General features: G+C 50.6%; 1 protein-coding gene. It reads right to left on the bottom strand.

The annotated features are described in order from the left end of the window. Positions 1-37 precede the first annotated feature (37 nt). Positions 38-1,600: an IS5 family transposase gene (locus QGP82_RS06535; RefSeq protein ID WP_499057897.1), complete on the bottom strand. Its 1,563-nt coding sequence runs from the start codon at positions 1,598-1,600 to the stop codon at positions 38-40. Positions 1,601-1,720: the final 120 nt, after the last annotated feature.

The following is a 1,720-nucleotide window of genomic DNA, read 5'->3' as shown; positions in this document are numbered from 1 at the left end:
TAGGGTTTGCTGAAAAACTCAATAAAAACCTCAAGGATTATCCGGCAGCCCAGACGTGGTCAGTATTGCCTTGCTGATGATCGAGGGTTTTCAGCCAATCATCGCTTAACGTTGCTGTAAAGGGGCGCACATCTGCCTGATAGCCGCGTAGTAAGCGTATCAACACTATCAACAACAAGACAATAAAACGGCGTAGCCGTTTCTCCAAGTTCATCACCAAACAAGTGATGGCAATCATAGTTTCGGCGGTTTGGGCGAGTTTGACCATGACACGTCCTAGGCCAAATCGTCGTTTCGCCTGACCAAACTTGCCTTCGACAGCGACTCGAACACTCTCATCCTCTCGAACTTGTTGTTGAAGAAGTGCTTGTTGGGTTTCATCGAGCGACGGTCGACCTAAGGGAGGACCACTCAGACGGATACCATGTCGTTTACACCATCTCAAGTTATCGCGTGTGCGATAAATCTGGTCGGCATGCACCGAGGCAGGATAGTGGCCTGTTCGAGTTCGAAAGCGGTCTATCTGAGCAATCAAGTCTTCGGATTCATTGAAGTTATCCCAACTGAGATGGTCGAGAAACACATAGCCCGCCACACAACTGATGGCGAATTTGGCCCCAAATTCGACGGGCGTTCCGACTTTACCGCGCACAATGGGGCGCACATGGGGCTGTGAAATACTCACAATGCGGTCATCAATCCGCCGCTGTTTGTAGTGGTACATGTGCTGTTGTTGGCGATAGACTTCATGAATGACCAATAGCATCTTGTACTCCCGTGGATTCAGCGCCGCGAGCGTGGCTCCTGCCTCGATTAACTGGTCAATGTGGCCCAGGTTTCGTCGCACATAGTTGAGCTGTTGTCGGAGGCCCTTGCGGATCAATTTGCGAGGCTTTTTGCGCCGTTTCACAATCCTGAGGTAGTCTCTGCGGGCGGTTTGACGATACGTTCGGGGCTTCTTCTCTAGACATCCCGCCACTTGTTGATATAATTCATCGATCAGCCGTTCACTGTGTTCCCTGGCCTGGTTCAGCAAATCAAGGTCGGTCGGATAGTGAATATCGGCAGGCGCGCAACTGGCATCCACAATCAACTGCCCTTGATTGCCACTTGATGGCGGTTCCGGTGGATCTGAGTCATCATTGGTCTCTGATCCACTCTCCTGAGGTGAGGGAGTAGTAGTTGGTGGAGCTGGTTCCATGCCCACTTGAACCACGGACTCATTGACCGCTAACACCAGGTCGAGACCAATGCGTTTGCGGAAATGGACCAGCATTGACGCATCAAACGGGGCCTGGTCACTGTACTCATGAAGCCCGAGAAAATATTGCAGATAGGGGTTCTCTCGTATTTGGTCAATCGTCTCTCGGTCGCTGATACCCAGTTTTTCTTTGATAATCAACGCGCCCAACGCCATCCGAAAGCCCTTCGCGGGGGCTCCCATATCCTCACTAAACTGGCTCGAATAGGTCGATTCAAACTCCTCCCAGGGGATCATCTTGGCCAGTTTCACCCAACGGTTCTCCGGCGATAATTTGCCTCCAAACGGCAGATAAAAATCGTGGAAGGATAGCTGGCCGGGTGAAGATTGTCGGTACATTTCCCTGAGTAGGTGCAAGGGTTTTGAGCAGTTTAACCAATTTTTCGTGCACTTAAGCAAATCTCAATAGATTGAAACCCTTGCTGAGTATGAAGGCTAGACTTCAACAGCAAACCCTAT

It is taken from the genome of Leptothoe sp. LEGE 181152 (assembly GCF_032906605.1).
In the GTDB taxonomy this organism is placed as follows: Bacteria; Cyanobacteriota; Cyanobacteriia; order Phormidesmidales; family Phormidesmidaceae; genus Leptothoe; species Leptothoe turfae.
This window is presented reverse-complemented; position numbering and strand designations above follow the sequence as displayed.

Coding starts and splice junctions, on each gene's coding strand:
- QGP82_RS06535 (WP_499057897.1), bottom strand. CDS start 1,600: ATGTACCGACAATCTTCACCCGGCCAGCTATCCTTCCACGATTTTTAT.